Raw genomic sequence first — 21,592 nt, 5'->3', positions numbered from 1 at the left:
GATGCGCGCTTTACTCGTGCTGTTCAGTTTGATGCTGTCGATGTCGTTGTCTGCGGCGGAAAAACTTCAGGTGGTCACCAGTTTCAGCATCCTTGCCGACATGACCCATCAGGTCGGCGGCGACCATATCCAGATCACCAACATGGTCGGTCCTGACGCCGATGCCCACACCTACGAGCCGACTCCGGACGATGCCAAAGCCTTGCTCAAGGCCAGACTCATCATCAAAAACGGTTTGGGTTTCGAGCCATGGCTGGACCGCCTGGTGACCAGCACCGAGACCAAGGCCCCCGTCATCAGTGCGAGCCACGGCGTCATCCCGCGCTCCCTGGATGAAGACGGCGAGACCGTGCCCGACCCTCACGCCTGGCACAACCTGGCCAACACCGAGCTGTACATCAGCAACATCACCAAGGCGCTGATCGCCGCCGACCCGGCGAACACAGCCGACTACCAACGCAACAGCCAGGCCTACCTGAAACAGATCTACGCACTGCTCGCCCAAGCCAAGGCCAAGCTCGGTTCGCTACCGCCGGGCAATCGCAAGATCGTCACTTCTCACGATGCGTTCGGTTATCTGGGCCAGGCCTACGGCATCGACTTCATGGCGCCGCAAGGCCTGTCTACGGAACGCGAACCTTCAGCCGCGGAAGTCGCGGCACTGATCACCCAGATTCGTCAGGCCAAGGTCAAAGCGGTGTTCATGGAAAACATCAAGGATGCCCGTCTGCTCAAGCAGATTGCCGATGAAAGCGGCGCGCACATCGGTGGCACGTTGTACTCCGATGCGCTCGCCGCAAGCGGTCCGGCGAGTACCTTTGCCGGCCTGTTCGAATACAACCTCAACACCCTCTACGACGCATTGAGCAAGCCATGATCCGCAAGAACCCCTCAGGCGATTTGCCACTGATTGCGGAATCCGCCTATGTGGATAAAACTGCGATCATCTGCGGCAAGGTGGTGATTGGCGAGAACGTCTTCGTCGGCCCCTACGCCGTCATTCGGGCTGACGAAGTGAACGCGTCAGGCGAGATGGAGCCCATCACTATCGGCGCCAACTCGAACATTCAGGATGGTGTGGTGATCCACTCCAAGTCCGGCGCGGCGGTGACCATTGGCGAGTTCAGTTCAATCGCTCACCGCTCCATCGTTCATGGCCCTTGCACGGTTGGCGATCGAGTGTTCATCGGTTTCAACAGCGTACTGTTCAACTGCGCGGTCGGCGATGGCTGCGTGGTGCGGCACAACTCGGTGGTCGACGGTCGTGACTTGCCCGAAGACTTCTACGTGCCCTCCACCACCCGTATCGGCCCCAACACCGACCTGTCGCAGTTCCCACCGGTGAGCGTCAGTGCCTCGGAATTTTCCGAGGACGTGGCGCGCACCAACGTCGACCTGGTGCGCGGCTACAAAGCCCTGCAGAACGAGTTTTAACCATGAGCAGCGTGCTGATTCGCAATGCCAGATTGGTGAACGAAGGTCGTGAATTCGATGGCGACCTGCTGGTGAGCAACGGCAGGATCGTGAAGATCGCGGACAGTATCCACGGAGAAAATGCCCACGTCGAAATCGATGCACAAGGACAGTGGCTAGTGCCTGGAATGATCGATGACCAGGTGCATTTCCGAGATCCCGGGGCACCGGACAAGGGTAGCTTTTACACCGAATCGCGGGCGGCCGTGGCGGGCGGCATCACCAGTTTCATGGACATGCCCAATACAAATCCGGCAACCCTGACCCTCGCGGCACTCGATGACAAGAAGCGTCGAGCAGCGATCAACTCCGTCGCCAACTACGGCTTTCACTTCGGCGTGAGCAACGACAACCTCGACACCGTGGCGGCGCTCAATCCCTGTGAAGTAGCCGGTGTGAAAGTGTTCATGGGCGCCTCTACCGGCAACATGCTGGTGGACGATCCGCAGACGCTCGAACGATTGTTCGCCGAGGTGCCGACCCTTCTGCTGGCCCATTGCGAACACACACCCAGCATCGAAGCCAATGCTGCAAAAGTCCTCGAGCGTTTAGGGGAGCACATTCCCGCCTCGGTGCACCCGCAGATTCGCGATGCCGAAGCGTGCTTTCGTTCGTCCTCAATGGCCGTGGACCTGGCCAGGCGACACGGCACCCGCCTGCACGTTTTGCATTTGACCACCGCGCGTGAACTGGCATTGTTCGAAGACAAACCGCTGACACATAAGCGCATTACCGCCGAAGTCTGCCTGCATCATTTGCTGTTCGATGATCGCGACTACCCGAGTCTCGGCAACCTGATCAAATGCAATCCGGCGATCAAGACTCAGGCCGATCGTGATGCCCTGCGCCAAGCCCTGATGAGCAATCGGCTGGACGTCATCGGCAGCGATCACGCGCCGCACACCTGGGCGGAAAAACAACGGCCCTATCACCAGGCCCCGTCCGGATTGCCACTGGTGCAACACGCCCTGCCCGCGTTAATGGAACTGGTGATCGACGAAGTACTGCCGATAACTGCCCTCGTGGCCAAGACCAGTCATCGCGTGGCTGATCTGTTTGCCATTCCCGACCGTGGCTATCTGCGCGAAGGCTACTGGGCCGACCTCGTTCTGATCAAAGCCGAGCCAGAGGGCGTGGCCGTTTCCAGGCAGCCGATCTTGTCGCAATGCGGCTGGACACCCTTCGCTCGCCAGCGTTTTCGCCACAGCGTCAGCACCACGATCGTATCGGGGCAAATCGCCTGGCACGACAAACGTCTTAATGACAACTGCCAGGGTTTACCCCTACGGTTTATGCGCTAACGCGCGTTAATTGCACTCGAGAGCACCGACATGATTCACATCACCCTGAGCGATGGTTCATTGCGTGAATACGACCAGCCGTTGTCGGTGTATGAATTCGCCGCGAGCATCGGTGCCGCGCTGGCCAGAGCGGCCGTGGCTGGTCGGGTGGACGGTGTTCTGGTGGACTGTGAGTTCATGATCGAGGCCGATGCCCGGGTCGGCATCGTCACGCCTCAGGAGCCCGATGGGTTGGAGATCTTGCGACGCTCCTGCGCATTGATGCTGGCAGTGGCCATCAAGCAACTCTATCCAAAAGCGCAATTACAGATCGGATCGGCGATGGGTGATGGCTTCTTCTACGAGTTTGCGTTTGAGCGTCTGTTACACCTGGTCGACCTTGCCGGTATCGAAGCGCGCATGAGGACACTGGCTGCAACCAACCATTCGATCCGGCGCAGAAAGCCGCCAACCGGATCGACGCCCCCGGAAAAGTCATTGCCCTATCTCCTTGGGGACTTCGAGTGTCTGTCAGTGGGGCCGCATGTTCCCGCAACCCGGGTGTTGCAGGCATTCGCGCTCGATCACATCAGCGGCACCGCGCCACAACGGATTTATGGAACGTGCTGGCCCAGCCAACAGGAACTGGATGACTGGCGGGCGCCGCTGCACGTGATCATTGTCAGCATGGACGAGCGTCAGGCGGATTACGCACAGTCGGTGACCGAGGCGTTGCGCCGGGGTGGCGTGCGCGCTCGTGCTGATCTGCGCAACGAGAAAGTCCGCCACAAGATCCGCGAGCACAGTCAGCAAGTGCCGTATCTGGTGGTGATCGGTGAGAAAGAAAAAGCCGGCGGGTTTGTCAGTGTGCGCAGCCGCACCGGAGAGGATTTCGGCAGGATGGCGGTTGATGCGGTGTGTGAGTGGTTGAGGTCAATTGGCATTGCGAGAGTCTGAGCCGGCCCCTTCGCGGGCAAGCCTCGCTCCCACAGGATCTGCACCGACCCTGTAGGAGCGAGGCTTGCCCGCGAAGCTTTTAAGCCCTCGGCTTGACCGTCCCGCAATCCTGACCCAGCCAAACCGCACGGGTATCGAGGCTACCCTTCTGCTGAAGGCCGGTCGCATTGAACGTGCCGTTGACCTTGGTGGTGAACTCACGATCACTGAGGAAAGTGGCGACCCCCGCGCCCTGCGCTTTCGGACAGCTGAAACGGAATTTCCACTGATTACCGCTGCGGTCAGTGATTTCCTGTTTGCAGCCCGATTGCGGGTCCGTCAGCGGGATATTGTCTGACTTCACTTGCTCCGGCGTCAGGCACGCCCGAATCCCCTTTCCGCCCATGGTGATGCCCTGCTTCTCCAGCTGCGCACGCTGTTGCGGGGTCATCTGGCCCTGCAACTGGCCGAGGATCAGCTGCAAGTCCGGCAGGTTCTGGTCATCGACCTTCATGTTGCTCGTGGTCAACTCCCACAAACCTGGCTGCAGCATCTGCGCCTGAGCGGCCAGGGGAACTGCTAAACCTAAAGCCACGGCCAAACCCAGCAGACGAACGTTCATCGAGTAACTCCTGATCAGTAGTGGCCGTTAGACGTCAGCCACAGGCTTCAGTTCATGGGCCAATTAAATAGCGACATTCTGCACGGAACATGGTCTGTTAAGCATTGAATCTTCAGGAGCAAGGCTGCCCCATGGATTACTTTGGACCGCACATTTTCGGCTACATGATTGCACTGCTTCATACGCTGGGCCTGATCGCAGCCATCCACGCCGTACTCACCGTCCGGACCGCCCAGGGCGCTATCGCCTGGGCCCTGTCGTTGATCTTCATGCCTTACCTCACGCTTATTCCGTACTTGGTCTTTGGCCGCAGCACCTTCGATGGCTACATCAAGGCGCGGCGCCAGGCCAACGAGGAAATGCGCAAGGCGATCTCAGAGCTCAACTGGCGCCCCTGGGTAGAAGAGGCGCTGACCGCACGCGCCTCCAACGCCTACGCGTCCCTGCGGGCGATGCCGAAACTGGGGCGCATGCCGTGCCTGGCGAACAACGAAGTGCGCTTGCTGATCAACGGCCAAGTCACCTTCGACGCAATTTTCGAAGCCATCGACAACGCGAAGGAAGCGGTGCTGATTCAATTCTTCATCATCCACGACGACCGCCTCGGCCAGCGCCTGCAAACCCTGCTGCTCAAGAAAGCCGCAGAAGGCGTGGCCATACACTTGCTGTACGACCGCATCGGCAGCCATTCCCTGCCCCACAGTTACGTGCAGCCGTTGCGCGATGCCGGCGTAGAGGTCAAAGCCTTCGCCACCCGCAGCGGCTGGCTTAACCGCTTCCAGGTCAACTTCCGCAATCACCGCAAGATCGTCGTGGTCGACGGGATTCTGGGCTTCGTCGGCGGGCATAACGTTGGCGACGAATACATGGGCGAGAAACCGCCGCTGGCACCCTGGCGCGATACGCACGTGCGCGTATGCGGGCCGGTGGTGGCCTGCATGCAGGAATCGTTTGCCGAAGACTGGTTCTGGGCGGCGCGATCATTGCCACCACTGATCCTGCCGGACGTGTATCCGGACGACGGTGTGCTCTGCCAATTACTCGCCAGCGGCCCGGCCGATTCCTACGAAACCTGTTCATTGTTCTTCGTCGAAGCCATCCATGCGGCAACAGAAAGGGTGTGGATCACCAGCCCCTACTTCATCCCCGACGAAGCCGTGTTCGCTGCGTTGAGACTGGCCGCTCTTCGAGGCGTGGATGTGCGGCTGCTTCTGCCCTCACGACCGGACCACCGAATCGTTTACGCGGCCTCAAGCCTTTATGCTTTCGAAGCCGTGCGCGCAGGCGTGCGCGTGTTCCGGTACGCGCCGGGTTTCCTGCATCAGAAGGTGGTGTTGATCGACAGTGAAATCAGCGCCATTGGCAGCGCCAACCTGGATAACCGCTCATTCCGGCTCAATTTCGAAGTGATGTTACTGACCGTCGACAGCGCGTTTGCCGCCGAGGTGGAACGGATGCTCAATGATGACTTCGCCCAGGCCCACGAGATCGCCAAAGAAGAAAGCCGGGAGACCCGCCGCCTGCAACAGGTCGGCATGCGGATCGCCCGGCTTATTTCACCGATTCTCTAAAGGTAGATGTCGTCTCGCGTCCAAGGCAGTTCATGGCTGCCATCGGCGTGGGCTTTCACCGCGAGGATCTGGTGCAGGTTGATCCAGCCTCTGGCGAACGCGTAAGCGCATCCCGCCAGGTACAACCGCCAGATCCGCAGCGCCTGTTCCGGAACCAGTTTTGAAGCCGCTTCCAGATTGTCCTCCAGGCGTTCGCTCCAATGGTCCAGGGTGCGCGCGTAGTGAAGGCGCAGGCTCTCGACATCGACGATCTCCAGCCCGGCTTCGCTGATCTCGGCGGAGATCATCGACAGGTGCGGCAACTCGCCGTTGGGGAACACATATTTCTCGATGAAATCCCCGGCACCGCGCCCTACAGGTCGGCCATCCGTGTGCTTGGCGGTGATCCCGTGGTTCATTACCAGGCCGCCCTCTTTCACTGCGCCGAACAAGGTCTTGCAGTACTCGGCCAGGTTGGCGTGGCCGACGTGTTCGAACATGCCGACGCTGACCACCTTATCGAAGCGCCCGTCCTGAGGCAGATCGCGGTAGTCGAGCAGTTGCAGTTCAACCAGATCGTCCAGGCCTTCGGCGGTCACTCTTTCACGGGCCAGGGCCAGTTGCTCTTTACTCAGGGTAATCCCGAACACTTTCGCGCCAAACTCGCGGGCTGCAAAACGGGCCAGCCCTCCCCAACCGCAACCGACATCCAGCAGGTATTCACCCGGTTGCAGCCGCAGCTTGCGGCACAGGTGGCGGAACTTGGCTTGCTGGGCTTGCTCCAGCGTTTCGCTGCCGGTCTCGAAATAGGCGCAGGAATACGCCATGTCGCTGTCGAGCCACAGCTGATAAAACGCATTGGAAAGGTCATAGTGGTAGGAAATCGCCTTCGCGTCGGTTTCCTTGTCGTGGACCGTGCGCACAGGCTGACTGTCGTCGTCCTCGCTCAACAACGCCTGACTCCATTCATCACAAACGCGGATCACGTCGCTGATGGAGCCTTCGAGTTCCAGCTTGCCTTCGACAAACGCCGCTCCGAGCGCGTCCAGGCTGGGGTGAGTGAACTGGGTAACCATTTGTGGGTCCTTGACCACAATAGTGACGCTGGGCGTCGGCCCCAGGTTGAATTCATGGCCGTCCCAGAGTCGCAGGCGTAGCGGTAACTGCAGATTCTGTAAGGCCGGTGGAAGTTGCGCGAGCATGGAAAGTCCCCCTTGTTTCAGACGTCTGATGTGAGGGTAGACCATCCTAGAAAAATAGCTGGCTATCGATTTAATAGCGTTTTTCTATAACTCGCGGCGCTTAAACCAGCCGTCGTGCGTCCACAAAAGCAGATGGTCCTTACCCTAGATGACTACAAATTTGATGCACAGTTCTAAAAACTCGGTTTTGCCCTCATAGCCCTGGGTTAGAGGCGTTCAAGCCTCGTCTTTGATTTTCAGCAAAGGCTCCTGAAAGCGCAGCAGACGCCCCGCATTACCGAGCACCAACAACGTACTGAGGTTATGCAGCAACGCTGCAATCATCGCCCCCGCAGCACCGAGCCAGCCGAATGCCGCAAACGCGACAATCGCCAGGGTCCAGCCCAGACCGATGATCACGTTGACCTGCAAGGTCTGCCGACATTGGCGACTCAACCGGACACAGGTGCCGAGACGGCGCAGGTCGCTGCCGATCAACACAATGTCCGCCGACGCCAGCGCGATGTCCGCGCCACCCGCGCCCATGGCCACCCCCACGACGCCGGCCTTGAGTGCCAGCGAATCGTTGATGCCATCCCCCACCACCATCGGCCGGAAGCCGTTGCCGATTTCCGTCAGCACCCGGTTGAGTTTGTCCTCAGGCAGTGCCTGCGCTTCAACGTCACTGATGCCGACATCCCGTGCCAGTGTATGTGCGACGCTTTGCCGATCGCCCGTAAGTAACAACTGGCGACCCAAACCCAGTTCACGTAATTCACTCAAGGCAAAACGCGCCTCAGGTTTGACGCTGTCTGCCAGCAACAGCCAGGCCAGGAATTCACCGTTGAGTGCCAGCCCGGCAATCGGGCCATCGTGTTCGGGAACCGCCGAAGTGGCGATGCCCAGTTGCGCGAATAGCTCTGGACGGCCGAGCGCTGCTTCGCCCTGCTCCGTCATCGCAACTACGCCCAGGCCCTGGCTCTCGTGGATGTCCGACAGCAGCAGAAAATGTTCCTGAGTGACCAACCCGGCGAGCGCACGGCTCACCGGATGACTGCTGGCCGAGCCGAGGCTCGCAGCGAGTTTAAGCACGTGACTGCGGTCCTCCAGCGGGCTGTCGATGGACTGCAAGCGCAAGGTGCCAAACGTCAGGGTTCCGGTCTTGTCGACCACCAGCGACGTGAGGTCCGCCAACTCTTCCAGGAACGCCGAGCTGCGAATCAGAATCCCGTGCCGCGCCGCCACCGCCACGCCGGCAATCGCCGTGGCCGGCGCCGATAACACCAACGCGCAAGGACACGCCGCCACCAGCACCGCGAGCATCGCCTGGGCATCATTGGTGACAAACCAGGTCACTGCGGCCAACAGCAATACCAGCACCATGTAACTGCCGGCGTAACGTTCAAGCAAACGGGTGATCGGCGGCTTCGAACGCTCGGCGCTTTGCATCAGGGCGATGACTTTACCGAGGGTCGATTCGTTGCCGGTGCGCGTCACTTCGAGGCGCAGTAAACCGTCGAGATTGATCGCGCCGCCAAAGACCTGCATGCCGACACCCGTCTCGATCGGCACCGACTCACCGGTGATTGATGCCGTGTCCAGACTGGCCTGACCGGACAACACCCGACCATCGGCCGGCACTCGGTCGCCCGCACGTACCTCGACAATGTCGCCGGTTTTAAGGGTGCCGTTGTCGACTTCGACGATGGCTCCGTCAGCCTGAACCTTGCGAGCGTGACTGCGGGTCAGTTTGCCGAGCGCACGAATCGCTTCCTGGGAACCGATCACGCTGCGCTCTTCCAGCACGTGGCCGAAGATCATGATGATCGGCAGCAACGCAGCAGTCAGCAGATCACCCGTCGCCCAGGCACCGAGCATGGCGAGGGCAATCAGCTGATCGGTGATCCCGTGCAAGCTTGGATATCGCAGGCTGTACCACGCCGAACGCATCACTGGCACGGCCACCAGCAACGATGCAAAACCCAACAGCAATTGACTGACGCCCGTCTGCTCCGGTGACAGCCAGCGCCAGATCAACCCGAGGCTGAGCAAGCCAAGGGCAAGCATGGCCAAGGTCAATTGGCGTGCAGCGCTGCGTTGTTCAGCCGAGGACAACAGGCTGGGTGCGGCGGCGGTTGGGGTGGTCATTGCGCTGCTCCCTGAATGATCAGGCGGGAATCATCTTTCGGATTGACCGTCGTTACTGAGCCGGCCTGGCCGAGAATCTTCGGCATCCGCTCGCGGTAGATACGCAGCAACATTTGCGGGTCAGTGCCCTGTTGTTGCGCTTGGGCCAGGCTCAACACCGTGGCCGTATCAGCCGAAGCTTTGGCCAGCCGTTCGCTCGCCTGGGCGTGGGCGACTTGCAGTGTCCGGTCGCCTTGTTCATTGGCGGCCTGGGTCAGTTTCTCGGCCTCGGTGCGCGCATTGGCGACGGTTTTGTCCGCTTGCTGGCTGGCGGTCAGCACCGCATTGAAAGCGTTCACCGCTGGGCCGGGCAGACTCGATTGCACGTCGACTCGCGCCACTTCGATACCCAGGCCCTGTCCCGTCGCGGTCAGCTCGGCCAGACGCTGATTGATGCCCTGCACCAAATCACCGCGCAGACGTTCGCGACGTTCTGCCGCCTGATTGTCGCTACCGATCAGTTCCGGTCGCGCCACCAAAATGGTGTCCAGGTCTCGCGCGGCCGTCAGGGCAACGGCGCTGCGGGTGACCAGCCGATCGAGTGCCGGCAAAACATGTTCACCTTGAAGCACGAAGGCATAAGGTTCGGTGACCTTGTAGAAAACCCGCACATCCAGCTGCACCACGCCCGCGTCACCGGTCAGCAAATAGCCCGATCCAGCGAGCGTATCGCTCAGCGGTGTCGCGAAAGACGCCACCCGATCGGCCTGCAACGCAGCATCGCTACGAAGCAGATTCTCCACCCGACGCTCGATCACCCGATCAGCTGCCGGCAGCAAAATCACTTGCTCAAAGGGGCGCGGCCAGGCCAATAGCAAACCGGCATTCTGGATGCGATCCAGCGCGCCGAAGTGCAGGACCACCGCCCGATTCTGAGGATCAATCTGCCGCACATTGGAGAATGCCCACGCTAACGCAGCCAGAACGGTCACGCCGTAAAGCGCCAAAAAAGCCAATCGCCCAGCCTGAATCCAGGGGCTGCTTAACTCATGTGTTCCACGTGGAACTAAATTCATGGCTGGGACCCGGACTTGTTATCGAGGGTCGGTGGACCGTCAACCAGCACCCGGAAAGGTGCGGCATCAGTGCGCAATATCAGTTTGGTGCCTGGGGTGACGATCGTGCCCAATGTATCGAGGGAGCGCAGCAAGTTGTAAAGCTGTGGCGAACCGGCGTAGGCACGGCCGTAAATCTGCGCGGCTTCGACGCGGGATTGGGCTTCGATATCGGCAGCTTTCACCGTCGCATCAGCTTGCACGATGCGCGCATCTCGTTCAGCCGCGGACCGGATTTGCGCGGCTTCACGCTTGCCGATGGCGGTGCGTTCGGTGGCAATTGTTTCACGCTCGGCGCGCATGCGATCGACGGTGGCGGTGAGCGTCACCGACGGCAGGGTCAAACGCTCGATGCCCACTTGCAGCACGCGAACGCCATACGTGGTCAGCAACTGCTGATCGATCTGTTTACGCAACTGCGCTTCGAAGTCGGCAATGTGCACCTGATTGGCGTCGGTGTTGACCAGATTGGCCAGGTCGAAACTGCTCGCGGTGGTTTCCAGGGCCGACCCCACAAACGTGCGAATCTGCCGCGCCGCTTCGTCCGGCTGATTCTGCACGGCGCGCATAAAGCGCTGCACATTGTCCGGGTCGCCCTGAACCTGCCACGCCACGTAGGCCTGAACAATGATGCGCAATCCGTCGCGCGTGCCCACATCCTGCAAACCGCTGGAGGTGGTGCGCAGCCGTAAGTCGACCGGAATGGCCGCTTCAAACGGTGCCGGCCAGCGCCATCCGAGACCCGGCTCCAGCAACACCCGCGACGGATTACCGAAGCGAGTAATCACCGTGGCCTCCCCCGAGCGAACCTGCACCAGACTCGCTGCCGCGATGGCGAATGCCACGAGCAACGCCGCCCAACCCATGCGCCGCCACGGGAATGGACCGGCTTCCTGTGAATCACCGTGATGATGGTGGTGACCGTGGTGATGTCCGCCATGTCCGTGATCGTGGCCGGCGTGGTCGTCATGATCGTGAGAGTGCGACTGGCTCAATGGGCAGCTCCTGGCTGAGCGCTTTTGCGCGGCGACGCAGGATCGGCCGGCAGCGTGAAGGTACGTAGGTCGATGGTCGGTGCATTGCTGGTGCCGCCCAGACGATGATCGAGCACCAGCAATTTGGCGTTGGCCAGACCCTGGGTCAGTTGGCTGAAATACTGCTCCAGCAAGAACGCTTGGCCGGCACTGGCATAGGCTTTTTGTTCGGCGGTGAATTTCAGATCAGCCGCCTGCGCGGCGGAGTTGATTTCATGCGCGCTGGCGCTCGCCTGATCGCGAGCGATGCTGGCCTGCAACTGCGCTTGATTGGTCGCTTGCGCTGCTGCCCCGCGCTCACGCGAGATCAATGCGTGGGCACCAATCTGCGCCGCCTGAACGCCGTGATAAGCGTTGGCTGCACCGGCCGGCGGATGGATCGCCTCCACCACGGTGGCGAGAATTTCCACACCGCTGTCGAGCTTCTGCAGATCAGATTGCACGGCGCGGCCGATCTCCTCGGCCAGCCCTACCCTGTCCTCGCCAAGCAAACCGTCGAGGGTCCGCGAGGCAAAGTCGTGCACCAGAATCCGGCTGGCAGTGCTGCGAATCAGCGTCGGTACATCGGCGCTGTTGTACGTCGCAGCCAACGCCGCTTGATCGGTCAGACCGATGCGGTACACAAAACGCACGTCCATGTTAACGATCTGAAAGCTCTGCTTGTCGGCACGGCTGCTGGCGATCACCTGGGATTTATCGTTCACATGGCTGGCGTCCCACAAGCGATTGGCAATCGCCGGCGCCGGGCCTTCTGCAGGCTCCAGGACGACCGACACCGATGTTTCGCCAACGCTTGTTGCCAACTCGTGAACCACGCCGTTTTCAACGCTCAACACCCGGCCCAGCGGCCACGGTAAACCGGCGTGCAAACCCGGACCGAACACTTCCACCGGTTTGCCGAAACGTTCGTAGATGCCCCGCCCTTGCAGGGGTATTTCGTGGACGCCGGTGAGCGACCAGCCGACGATCGCCACCACCGCCATCACCGGCAAAAATGCCCGACGCATATAGGTGAAGGCCCAGATCTGCCGCAAGTCGATACCGAAGCGGTTATGCAGTTCGTGCTGCAACGCCAGCAACGGTTGTGGCGGCCAGCGCAGCATGTCGGCGACAACACTTCGTGCCAGCAACGTCGGTTCAAAGTGTTCACGGCGAGGACTGAACAACGACAACATGGCGCGTAGCAGCAACTCGGCCGCGACCAGTCCCGGCAGCAACCCGATCAACACGGCAAGGCGTACTGGCCAGACCGAAGTTTCGCTGCCAAACAACAAACACAACGCGCTGAGCACCAGGCAAATGATCGCCACCCGGCTCAGTTGCGCCAACTGCCCCGCTTCTGGCCATTGGGCGATGTTTTCCTGGGCGAGCTGACGCTCAAGCACCAGCAAACCGAAGGCCAGCAACAACGACAGCACGGCACCGACGCTTGCCGATAATCCCAACGCTGCGGGCGCCAACGCGAGGCTCCAGAACTGGCTGATGCTGTAGATCGCCAACAGTGCCCAACCGGCGAGCCATAGGGTCGGTGCGCCGATCTGCCCGAGCAAGCGCACCCAGCGCTGACCGAGCCGCTCCAGCAGTCGCTCATACCAGCCATCGGGGGCAACGGTTTCATCCGAAACAACTTCTGGCAGCGGCGGATTCATCGCTTGCCCGCGCCACTGAGTCACCCACCATGCCGATTGCAGGCCGGCAATCAGCACCAGCAAACCGGCGCTCTGATTCACCAGCAACGGGGCCCACAGCGACAACGGCGCAAACAGCCCGACAAAAAACGCCAACACCAACCCAACCGCCGCCAAGGCACTCAGGCCGATGGCGAACTGACGCAATCGCCGCCCTTGAAAAACCGCCTGCTGAAAGCGCGGCAGCCCGGCTACCTGCGTTCCATCGACTTCGAGATCGACTCGCATACCACCCCAGTGCTTATCATTGGCCACATCGCAATTCGTTACGATATAACGAAAGTGGTGAAATTTTTGTACTAAATCGCTCTATCTAAAGATGCCCAACCTGTCGCTACGCTGAAGCCTTGACCGAAATAGCCGTAAACGCACATATTACGCTCATAATTTTAATCAAAGACTACGTTTACCCAGCCCATTTCCCTTTCAGTCCAGGAGTACATCCATGAGCACTTATGACGTCGTGATACTGGGCGGTGGCCCCGGCGGTTACAACGCAGCGATCCGCGCGGGCCAACTGGGCCTGAAAGTAGCGTGCGTGGAAGGTCGGGCGACCCTCGGCGGCACCTGCCTGAATGTCGGCTGCATGCCCTCCAAGGCACTCCTGCATGCCTCGGAACTCTACGACGCCGCCATGGGAACGGAATTTGCCAACCTGGGAATCGAGGTCAAACCCACTCTCAACCTCGCCCAGATGATGAAGCAGAAAGATGAAAGCGTGGCCGGGTTGACCAAGGGCATCGAATTTCTGTTTCGCAAAAACAAAGTCGATTGGATCAAAGGTTGGGGCCACATCGACGGGCCGGGCAAAGTGACGGTGACCGACAACCAAGGTGGCAAGACCGAACTGAGTGCCAAGGACATCGTCATCGCCACCGGCTCCGAGCCCACTCCCCTGCCCGGCGTCCAGATCGATAACGAACGCATCCTCGATTCCACTGGCGCGCTGTCGCTGGCCGAAGTGCCGAAGCACTTGGTAGTGATCGGCGCCGGCGTGATCGGCCTGGAACTGGGTTCAGTGTGGCGCCGCCTGGGCGCCCAGGTGACCGTGATCGAATTTCTCGACCGGATCTGCCCCGGTGTGGATGCTGAGGCGGGCAAAACCCTGCAGCGCTCGCTGAGCAAACAGGGCATCAGCTTCAAGTTGAGCTCGAAAGTGACCAGCGCCACCCCGTCCGCAAACGGCGTTCAGCTCAGCGTGGAGCCGGCGGCGGGCGGCACTGCCGAGACGATTGAGGCCGATTACGTGCTGGTGTCCATCGGCCGTCGGCCTTACACCGAGGGTTTGGGCCTGGAAAACGTCGGCCTCACCACCGACAAGCGCGGCATGCTCGCGAACAAGGGCCATCGCACCGACGCTGCGGGCGTGTGGGTGATCGGCGATGTCACGTCCGGGCCGATGCTCGCCCACAAGGCCGAAGATGAAGGCATGGTGTGCATCGAGCAAATCGTCGGCAAGGCGGGCGAGGTTAACTATGACTTGATCCCCAATGTCATTTACACCAAGCCTGAACTGGCCAGCGTCGGCAAGACTGAAGAGCAGCTCAAGGCAGAAGGTCGCGCGTACAAAGTCGGCAAATTCCCCTTCACCGCCAACAGCCGGGCGAAGATCAACCACGAAACCGAAGGCTTCGCCAAAGTGCTGGCCGATGAGCGCACCGACGAAATTCTCGGCGTGCACCTGGTCGGACCGAGCGTCAGCGAAATGATTGGTGAGTATTGCGTGGCGATGGAGTTCAGCGCTTCGGCGGAGGACATCGCGTTGACGTGCCATCCGCATCCGACGCGGTCCGAGGCGTTGCGTCAGGCGGCGATGAATGTGGAGGGGATGGCGACGCAGATGTGAGCCCGCCTGCGAGATGATCGTTCCCACGTCGAGGCGTCGAACCGTCCGCGTGGGATCGATCCTGCTCGGTCTAAAGCGGCAAATGCCCCAACGGCAACGCCCCCGGCGTCTTCACCGTGTGAATCGCAAAGTTGCTGCGGATATCACTTACACCCGGCAATTTCAGCAGGCGCTCGGTGAGAAAGCGGTCATACCCGCGTAGATCCGGCACCACCACTTGCAGCAGAAAATCCGATTCCCCTGACACCAGGAATGCCGAAATCACCTCCGGCAGTGCGGTGACGGCCAGGCGAAAGGCTTCGGCCTGTTCATCGTTGTGGCGCTCAACCTTGACCCCGACAAACACCGTCAGCCCAAGTCCCACTTCGTCACGATCAAGGTTGGCCTGATAGCCGCGAATCACGCCGGCCTCCTCCAGCATCCGCACCCGACGCAAACAGGGGGAAGCGGACAAACCGATCTCGTCGGCCAATTGCACATTGCTCAGGCGCCCGTCCCGTTGCAGGGCGGCGAGAATCTTGCGGTCGTAGGCGTCCAGCTTCATGGCTTGGCAGATCCTGATGGTTTGATCGTCACAAAGTGGCAGGTTATGCCAATTACCCAGCGTTTAGAAGCTGACTTCGCAAGCACCTGCCCTACCCTTCAACCCTAGACTGGCGCTACCGAATCAACAACGAATGGGGTGCAACGTGGAAGGACTCTGGCTGTTTTTCATGGCGCTGGCAGTGGTGTATCTGTTGCCCGGCCCGGACATGATTCTGCTCCTGCAAACCGGCGCCCGTCAGGGCAAAGGCGCGGCGTTGGCAACGGCGGTGGGTCTGGGCATTGCTCGTGGATGTCATGTGGCGCTGGCCGCGCTGGGGCTGGCGGCGCTGTTCAAGGCTGCGCCGTGGACCTTCGACGTGGTGCGCCTGGTGGGAGCCGCCTACCTGTTGTGGATCGGCATTCAGTGCCTGCGAACCACGATGTTGCCGAACCTGGATGGCGCAGACGCAACCGGCGAAAAACCATGCTGGCGGGCCTCCATCCAGCGCGGCTTACTGACCAACCTGCTCAACCCCAAGGCGTTGCTGTTCTGCTCAGTGTTATTGCCCCAATTCATCAACCCTCACGCCGGGCCGGTGCTCGCGCAATTTGCGGTATTGGGCATGCTGCTGGTCGGCGTCGGTTTGCTGTTCGACAGCGCCTATGCCTTGACCGGCGCCGCGCTGGGCCGCTGGCTGCAACGCAGCCCCTCGGCCCAGCGCCTGCAACAATGGGTGTTCGGCAGCCTGTTGATCGGCTTCGCGGTGCGGCTGACCTTTGTTCAACAGGCATGAGCCTTACTGCGCTTTACGGCGGCGCCGGTTGATCAATACCAGCGCCGCGGCCGTCACCGCGATAACACCACCGATCTGCAATGGCCACTTGTACGGCCGCAGCGCCGAACGGGCGGCGTCAGTCGCTTGGGTCACATACCGTTTGCTGGCATTCTCGAAGTCGGGATACGGGCACTGGTGGCCGAAATCCACCGCCCAATCCACGTAGGGCCCTTCTTTGACATAGCGCTGGTACAGCGCACTTTGGTCTTGAAGGCTGCTGTTCCACCCTGCCGCCGAACACAACACGGCAGCAAAAGCCTGGCTGGTGTGAGGCAGGTTATCGGCGGCGCGGTTGGCCAAGGCCGTGGCGACGAATCGATAGTGGTAGCGCTCGTCGGGCTTCGCGGCACTGGCTTGCTGGCGCTGGACTTCACTTTCGGCCACCAAGGGGCCGACCTTCAGCTCAGTCGTCTCCAGGCTGTAATTGCCGCCAAACGTGGCGTAGTCCGGGGCCATTTCATAACCCAGAATGTCCATGCCCCACTCGCGTGCCGTCCAGGCTGCGTTGAACAGAGCAGACGCACGCTTGGTCGGCCACCACGCTGAATCAGCGAGCTGACGCTGTTGCGCATACAACCGGGCCTTTTTCTGTAGATCGGGGTTGTCGAAATACACCAGCGCCTCGTCGTAGCGCTCTTCACGCAGTAATCGACGCCCGAGCAGATTGCGCAGTTGCGCCGCCACCGGCAACGGCACGTAGTTGTCGCGATCCTGCTGGCTGAGCGCTGGCGGCGCCGGCACCTGGGTGTCAACGTAATGCTTGAGCTCATCGACGGTCAGCACGCGCTCGGCAACGGTCGCGGCATCGAACCAATAGATACTTTGGCTGCGATAAAGCTGATCGAACGCTTGCAGGTAATCCCCGCGTTGCAGCGCCAGGATCGCGCTTTCACCCTCGACCCGGCACTTGGGTTGCAGGCTTTCGAAATCATAGTCAGGCGTGCGTCGCTCGCCCCACGACTCGTTCTGCGGGAAGGCCTGGGCCGCCTTGGCATACGCCGCAGCCGCTGCGCTTTTGTCACCCTCACGCAACGCCAGTTTCGCCCGCAACCACCACGCCAGACCGCCGTCCCCGGCATGCTCAAGGAACGCTTTGGCGCTGGTGTAATCGCCCTGTTGATAATTCATCGCCGCCAGTCGGTCCGCGTTGTCCAGACTGCCCCGGGTGCTGCTTTGCAGGAGTTTGATCAGCTTCAGTTCATTCGGCGGTTGATCACCGAATGACCAGCCCAGGCGACTGATCAGCGACGCCGTCACCAGTTGTTGCACCGGTTTGCCCTTGAGCAACTCGGTCAACTGATCTTCAGGCATCGCCAGCAGATCCGCCATCAACAGCTTCAGCGAGGTGTAACCCACCGCCGAACCGTGGCGATTTTGCGTGGCGTACAGATTGATGGCGCTGTTCCAGTCGCCAGCGGTGCGTGCCACGCGGGCCTCCTCGCCGAGGCTGGCGACACCGAGTTCCAGCGGGTCGCTGAAGCCGTCGATGCTCAGCTGACGGGCCTGCCCGAAGGCTTTGCGCGACTGTGCCAACAGGTCAGGCGCTGCGTCTGCTTCGGCGCTCTGGGCAAACAGCGTCCGGCCCAATGAATAAGCGGCCCAGGTGCTGCGCAAGGCGCGTTGATCCGCCGGCAGCGCCAGCACTTTCTGGAAGTACTCGGCGGCCAGCGCATGATCACCAGCGTTGAACGCCACCGCACCCGCCAGATAGAAACGAAGCTCGGCCGGCAGGCTCGCGCCCTGGGTCTCGACTTGACGGGCCTCGGTCAGCGCGCGCAACTGTTTGACCAGGGCTTGCTGCTCCGCCGTCAACCCGGCCTGTTCGGCCTTGTCCCGCTGCTCGGCGTAGTCGGTTGCCTCCAGGCCGTAAGGGGACGACTCGACGTTCTTGAGCCCTGCGATCACATGCCCAAGGCGATTGATCTCGAACTGGAAGTTGCCTTCCGGCAGCTCCGCCAGCGACTGGGCGCGGTTGTCCAGCAAGCGCATCGGGAAGTCCGGCCCGCAGGCCAACGCCGAACCCAGCGGCAGGCTGAGGCTCAGGCAAAGCACATGGCGGGGCCAGTTACGGGTGAACATTCGAACCTCCTTGATCAATGTGTGCGCAGCGAGCCCAACCGATGGCGCGCTGCTCGCCGGCCGGTATCCGGCCGTCGCGCAGGCGGGTGAAGGTAAGCAGATCCGGGCTTTGTTGCAATGCGTAACCGGCCAGCGCATCGGCACCGTCGCAGCCGCGAACCGCCAGCGTGACGCGTTCGGGCCAGGCGTTGTCGAGGTTGCCTTGATTGCTGACGCTGATGTCATAGAGGTCGTCTTGCGCGATGAGTTTCAAACTTAACCGACTATTGAGCGAATCTCCGCGAGCAACGGCCCTCAGCGTGTTCAGGCTCCAGGCCCGACGATCACCCGCCAGCGGCAGACGAAACCAGATCAGACCGGTCAGATGCGCCGGTGGATCGGCGCGCAACTCGGCGGCGAGTGCGCTCAGTTGCAAGGGATCCGCCAGCAATTCCCGGCGTTGGCCGGCTCGCCCGACAGGCACTTCGCTTTCCACGACCGGCGCACCGCTGGCGCCCGGCAACAGGGCCACGCCATAGGCGGGCAGCGCCAGGTAAAAGGGTTTTGAGGTGATGAGGCTCCAGGCGTTTACCCATTTCCTGGCTTGTTCCGGATCAAACAGACCACGACGCGGATCACTCACCGCATGCACCTGCAACACGCTGCTGTCGACGGTCGCCAAGAGTGCCGGCAATTCAGGGCTGTCGAGCCAGGCAGGCAATGCGGTGATGCTTAACGGCAAAGCGGTGGGTAAAGCCGTGCGCAGGTGAGTAAGAAATTCGCGGTAAGCCGGTAGCCGGGCGCTACCGGCGTCGTGGTCGATTTCCACGCCAGAGAGCGTCAGCCCCTGCCCTTGCCACTCGCTGAGCACTTGCTGGATGTGCGTCGTGACGTCGTCCTGATCCAGCGACTTGAGCTGGCCGTCGAGGCGAATCACCGCAATCAGCGGTCGGCCATCGCGCTTGAGCAGCGCCGGATCGACTCGCGCCCGGCTCCAGCCCGCCTGAGGAAACGCCTGCAAGGCCAGCACCCGCAAGGTCGAAAAGTCCGCGCGACTGTCTTGCAGGGCGGCGTCATGGGCTGACGTCCATTGCCGTTGCCAGACGTAGAGTTGCTGATCGAGCGGCGGCGCGTCTGTTTGCTCGCAACCGTTGAGCAGTGCCAGAGCAACAAGCAGGACAGAAAGACGAACTAACAACATGAAATCCCTGATCCTGGAAACACAGGGCTACAGGGTACACAAAACCTGTGGGAGCGAGCCTTTGTGATGAGGGGATTTATCCTCTCACCACAAGGCAGCGGCTACAGAGAGTGGCTACACCAAGGGCTTGCGGGCAATGATCACCTGACTTTTCGCCACGACCGCGTCCAGCGCCTGTTTGATCTGCGCGCCACGGGGCGACGCCAGAATGGCCTGCCAGGTGTCGGCCCAGTGGTTGAGCAACGGGTGGTCAGGATTGCTGAAATCGACCTTGGCTTCCCAGAACAACAGCATCCACATCGACCAGTAAAACCCGTACTGGCTGTGGCTGAGCACTTCCAGGCCAGCGTCGCTGACCATCGCCTTGAACTGCTCTTCGCTGATGATGCGAATGTGGTTGGGCTTCTGAAAATACTCGGGCGCGGCGATGTCTTTTTGCAGGTCTTCGGAGCTTGGGTGCGGGACGCTGAGCAAATACAACGCGCCCGGTTTGCCGACACGCACCAGTTCTGCGAGGAACTGCGCCGGATCGTCCACGTGTTCGATGACTTCGGTGGACACCACGCGAGTGGCCGTCGCATCGGCAATCGGCAGCGGGTTGCAGTCGGTGACGTGGCATTCGACGTCACGCGCCGGTGTGTCGCTCAGGCGCTGTCGGGTGGCTTCGACCTTGGCCGCGTCGATGTCGGCGATGATGATCTTCGCCCCGCGCATGCCGCAGAAATGCACGTTACCGCCGTCACCGCAGCCGACGTCCAGTAGCGTGTCCTCGGCGGTCACCGGGAACCCGGTGAACAGCTCGCCGGTTTGCTGATTGAACCAGCCGCTGAGCATCGCGTCGTGCAGGCCGAGCATGTACGGATCGACCTTCTCGACCGTGTCCGCCACAGGCGCCACGGGAACGGGCGTACCCGCCGTGAGTTTCTTCAAAAGGCTCAGCATGAGGTAGCTCCAGAGGTTTGGGCGGCTGTTCGGGACGTGCCCAGGCGTTTGACCAGCGAGGCACCGCGGTTACGCATGGGCATTTCGATGAAGCGGTAGTTGAGTTCGCTCAACAAAGCGATCAAACCGCCAGCAATCATCAGTGTCAGGATCGGATGGCCGCCGGGATTGGGCAGACCGGCGCCCTGCAAGCGGAACGTGAATTCGCGCACCAGCAAATAAGCCGGTATGTGGATCAGATAGATCCCGTAGGAGCGACTGCCGACCCACGTCATCAGGTTCTTCAACACGCCCCGTGGCAGCAGGTAGTCGCGATTGTAGGAAGCGATCCAGACCAGCACCGCGCACAACAACGCGATCGTGCCGATGCGGTAATGAGTGAACGTGAAGCGATCCGTCGCCATGAAACTGAGCACCAGCGACAGCGCGACCAATGCTGTCACCCCGGCCCATGGACGGCGCAGGAACGTCGGCTCCCAGCGCAGATACGAGGGTTGCGCGCTCCACATCGCCAACAGGATGCCGAGTGCCAGCGCATCGGTGCGAACCACCATCAAGATCGGTGTGCGCAACGTGAACAACTGCACCGCGACCAGCGCCAGCAAGGCCCAGACCAGGTGCTTGCGACAGATCAGAATCAGCAGCGGAAACAACAGGTAGAACTGCTCCTCCAGCGACAGGCTCCAGTACACGAAACTGGTGCCGTACTCATAGTTATAGAAGCTGTCGGCGAAGCGGAAGTTCGCGTACTGCCCGACCCCGGCCAGGGTCGCCTGAAGGTTGGCGTGCAGCGTGCCGAACGCTCCGGAGCGATTGAGAAAAATGCAGCCCAGCAACATCAGCGCCAGCCACAACCACGCTGACGGCAGCAATCGAAAGGCCCGGCGCAGCCAGAAGTTACGCGTCTGCTGCCAGTACTCCTGACGGGTGCTGCAACCCTGCAACGCCGGGATCAGGCTGCGCGCAATGACAAACCCGGAGATGGCGAAAAACAGATCCACGCCCCACCACGGCTGACCCCACGCGGTGATGGCTTGCAACAGCGGCACCGGGGCCGCAAACAGGCTGTCTTGCAGGTGATGAAACAACACACCGAGCACCGCAATGCCGCGCAACAACTCGATGTCCATGATCCGTCTGTCGTTATTCATGCCGTCCTCCTGGACGTTGCCCTGTTT

At 61.0% G+C, this 21,592-nt stretch carries 18 protein-coding genes; 7 read left to right on the top strand and 11 right to left on the bottom strand.

The features are described 5' to 3' along the window. The first annotated feature begins 1 nt into the window (after position 1). Genes AC1ROI_RS05585 through AC1ROI_RS05570 form a run of 4 tightly spaced genes read left to right on the top strand, consistent with a single transcriptional unit; the run spans position 2 to position 3,710 of the window. Positions 2-877, top strand: coding sequence for a metal ABC transporter substrate-binding protein (locus AC1ROI_RS05585; protein ID WP_010465393.1), 876 nt, complete (start codon positions 2-4; stop codon positions 875-877). Further along, positions 874-1,434, top strand: coding sequence for a gamma carbonic anhydrase family protein (locus AC1ROI_RS05580; RefSeq protein ID WP_102594434.1), 561 nt, complete (start codon positions 874-876; stop codon positions 1,432-1,434). Before AC1ROI_RS05585 ends, AC1ROI_RS05580 begins: the two co-directional genes overlap by 4 nt. Before the next feature lie 2 nt (positions 1,435-1,436). Then, entirely contained in the window at positions 1,437-2,774 is a 1,338-nt protein-coding gene (locus tag AC1ROI_RS05575; protein ID WP_102594435.1) for a dihydroorotase, read from the top strand. 30 nt (positions 2,775-2,804) lie between these two features. Continuing rightward, a complete protein-coding gene (locus tag AC1ROI_RS05570) occupies positions 2,805-3,710 on the top strand; it encodes a His/Gly/Thr/Pro-type tRNA ligase C-terminal domain-containing protein (RefSeq protein ID WP_102594436.1) in 906 nt (301 codons plus the stop codon). A gap of 79 nt (positions 3,711-3,789) precedes the next feature. Here AC1ROI_RS05570 and AC1ROI_RS05565 read toward each other — a convergent pair whose 3' ends face one another. After that, positions 3,790-4,311 (bottom strand): DUF3617 domain-containing protein, encoded by a 522-nt coding sequence (locus AC1ROI_RS05565; RefSeq protein WP_010465397.1) that lies wholly within the window; start codon positions 4,309-4,311, stop codon positions 3,790-3,792. A 131-nt stretch (positions 4,312-4,442) separates the two neighbouring features. Between AC1ROI_RS05565 and cls the strand changes: the two genes are divergently transcribed. Beyond that, positions 4,443-5,882 carry a cardiolipin synthase gene (cls, locus tag AC1ROI_RS05560; protein ID WP_102594437.1) on the top strand — a complete coding sequence of 480 codons (1,440 nt, stop codon included), beginning with the start codon at positions 4,443-4,445 and terminating at the stop codon, positions 5,880-5,882. Here cls and cfaB read toward each other — a convergent pair. The 5 genes from cfaB to hflK (AC1ROI_RS05535) form a co-directional block, all read right to left on the bottom strand. Beyond that, the gene (cfaB, locus tag AC1ROI_RS05555) at positions 5,879-7,063 is read right to left on the bottom strand and encodes a C17 cyclopropane fatty acid synthase CfaB (RefSeq protein ID WP_077748522.1); all 1,185 of its coding nucleotides are present in this window, start codon (positions 7,061-7,063) and stop codon (positions 5,879-5,881) included. The genes cls and cfaB overlap by 4 nt on opposite strands. Positions 7,064-7,279: 216 nt before the next feature. After that, on the bottom strand, positions 7,280-9,190 hold the full coding sequence (locus AC1ROI_RS05550) for a heavy metal translocating P-type ATPase (RefSeq protein WP_102594438.1): 1,911 nt from the start codon (positions 9,188-9,190) through the stop codon (positions 7,280-7,282). Further along, positions 9,187-10,245 carry a protease modulator HflK gene (gene hflK / locus AC1ROI_RS05545; protein WP_102594439.1) on the bottom strand — a complete coding sequence of 353 codons (1,059 nt, stop codon included), beginning with the start codon at positions 10,243-10,245 and terminating at the stop codon, positions 9,187-9,189. Before hflK (AC1ROI_RS05545) ends, AC1ROI_RS05550 begins: the two co-directional genes overlap by 4 nt. Then, positions 10,242-11,279 (bottom strand): protease modulator HflC, encoded by a 1,038-nt coding sequence (hflC, locus tag AC1ROI_RS05540; protein WP_102594440.1) that lies wholly within the window; start codon positions 11,277-11,279, stop codon positions 10,242-10,244. Before hflC ends, hflK (AC1ROI_RS05545) begins: the two co-directional genes overlap by 4 nt. After that, on the bottom strand, positions 11,276-13,234 hold the full coding sequence (gene hflK / locus AC1ROI_RS05535; RefSeq protein ID WP_102594453.1) for a protease modulator HflK: 1,959 nt from the start codon (positions 13,232-13,234) through the stop codon (positions 11,276-11,278). Before hflK (AC1ROI_RS05535) ends, hflC begins: the two co-directional genes overlap by 4 nt. Before the next feature lie 217 nt (positions 13,235-13,451). On the opposite strand from hflK (AC1ROI_RS05535), the gene lpdA reads away from it, so the two are divergent. Continuing rightward, the gene (gene lpdA / locus AC1ROI_RS05530; protein WP_102594441.1) at positions 13,452-14,852 is read left to right on the top strand and encodes a dihydrolipoyl dehydrogenase; all 1,401 of its coding nucleotides are present in this window, start codon (positions 13,452-13,454) and stop codon (positions 14,850-14,852) included. Between the two features lie 70 nt (positions 14,853-14,922). Here lpdA and AC1ROI_RS05525 read toward each other — a convergent pair whose 3' ends face one another. After that, a complete protein-coding gene (locus tag AC1ROI_RS05525; RefSeq protein ID WP_010465412.1) occupies positions 14,923-15,396 on the bottom strand; it encodes an Lrp/AsnC family transcriptional regulator in 474 nt (157 codons plus the stop codon). Positions 15,397-15,541: 145 nt separating this feature from the next. On the opposite strand from AC1ROI_RS05525, the gene AC1ROI_RS05520 reads away from it, so the two are divergent. Next, a complete protein-coding gene (locus AC1ROI_RS05520; RefSeq protein WP_102594454.1) occupies positions 15,542-16,171 on the top strand; it encodes a LysE family translocator in 630 nt (209 codons plus the stop codon). 3 nt (positions 16,172-16,174) lie between these two features. Here AC1ROI_RS05520 and AC1ROI_RS05515 read toward each other — a convergent pair whose 3' ends face one another. The 4 genes from AC1ROI_RS05515 to AC1ROI_RS05500 all read right to left on the bottom strand — a co-directional run bounded on the left by AC1ROI_RS05515 (position 16,175) and on the right by AC1ROI_RS05500 (position 21,565). After that, a complete protein-coding gene (locus tag AC1ROI_RS05515; protein WP_102594442.1) occupies positions 16,175-18,292 on the bottom strand; it encodes a hypothetical protein in 2,118 nt (705 codons plus the stop codon). Further along, positions 18,279-19,472 (bottom strand): DUF3142 domain-containing protein, encoded by a 1,194-nt coding sequence (locus AC1ROI_RS05510; RefSeq protein ID WP_102594443.1) that lies wholly within the window; start codon positions 19,470-19,472, stop codon positions 18,279-18,281. The genes AC1ROI_RS05515 and AC1ROI_RS05510 overlap by 14 nt, the downstream gene beginning before the upstream one ends. A gap of 114 nt (positions 19,473-19,586) precedes the next feature. Next, complete coding sequence (locus AC1ROI_RS05505) at positions 19,587-20,414, bottom strand: class I SAM-dependent methyltransferase (RefSeq protein ID WP_010465420.1); 828 nt, start codon at positions 20,412-20,414, stop codon at positions 19,587-19,589. Next, positions 20,408-21,565 carry an acyltransferase family protein gene (locus AC1ROI_RS05500; RefSeq protein ID WP_102594444.1) on the bottom strand — a complete coding sequence of 386 codons (1,158 nt, stop codon included), beginning with the start codon at positions 21,563-21,565 and terminating at the stop codon, positions 20,408-20,410. The genes AC1ROI_RS05505 and AC1ROI_RS05500 overlap by 7 nt, the downstream gene beginning before the upstream one ends. Between the last annotated feature and the right edge of the window lie 27 nt (positions 21,566-21,592).

It is taken from the genome of Pseudomonas sp. GW823-FHT02C02 (assembly GCF_058797635.1).
The sequence above is the reverse complement of the archived record's forward strand: the minus strand, read 5'-3'. Positions and strand labels throughout refer to the sequence as shown.